The organism is Haloferax sp. s1, from assembly GCF_058382125.1.
In genome coordinates this window covers 1-719 of sequence record NZ_JBZRPK010000053.1, presented here as the reverse complement: position 1 = coordinate 719, position 719 = coordinate 1, and the positions used below count along the sequence as shown (strand labels likewise).

Genomic DNA, 719 nt, shown 5'->3' with positions numbered 1-719 from the left:
ATACTGTCTGGCGGATGGAGTGCGCTTGTAGACCAGGTTGACGGTTGCGGCGTTTGCGCAATGGAACTCTTACTCATCCCGGCGATGTTTACGGGGGTCATCTTGATTCCGGTGGATTACGGTGTGCTTTCCAAGCGTGATATCCGGGAGTTCACGAGCGACCCGCAGGTCAGGACAATGTTCGGACTGTTCGCCGTCGGTGTGATCGGCCTGACGGCATTCCTCGCTCGATGGGTCGGTGTCCCATACAATGGTGACCCGGTCGGCTACGTGGGACGCGTTGTGACGAGCCAAGCGTTCCGGGATGGGTTGTTCCAATTCATCAGCGCATCATCGACCACTGGCTGGCAGACGTCCGCGATTGGGGACTGGAACAGCGGGGCGGTCATGTTCATCGTCCTCGGCGCGATGTTGTTCGGTGGGTCCGCAGGGGCGACAGTTGGGGGGATCAAAATCCTCCGCGGCTACATCATCGGCCGCGGAATCAACTGGGAAGTCTCACGCGTGTTTCTCCCCGAACACGCCATCGATGACCTCCGAATCGGTCAACAGGTTTTCAAGGCCGACGAAGCGGACGACGAGATTCGCGCTGCTGCGACGTTCGCATTTACGTATCTCGTCCTCCTGGGCCTTTCCCTGTTCGTCTTGCTCGCGGTACTCCCGCCGGAGTTCACCCTTGCGGACGCGATCTTCGAGGTCGCGACCGCACAGGGGACCGT

1 protein-coding gene is annotated in these 719 nt (G+C 59.9%); it reads left to right on the top strand.

The genetic code is table 11. The annotated features are described in order from the left end of the window. Nucleotides 1-719, top strand: a 719-nt coding sequence (locus QT222_RS00315) for a potassium transporter TrkG (protein ID WP_491475932.1), incomplete at both ends; no start/stop codon positions are given.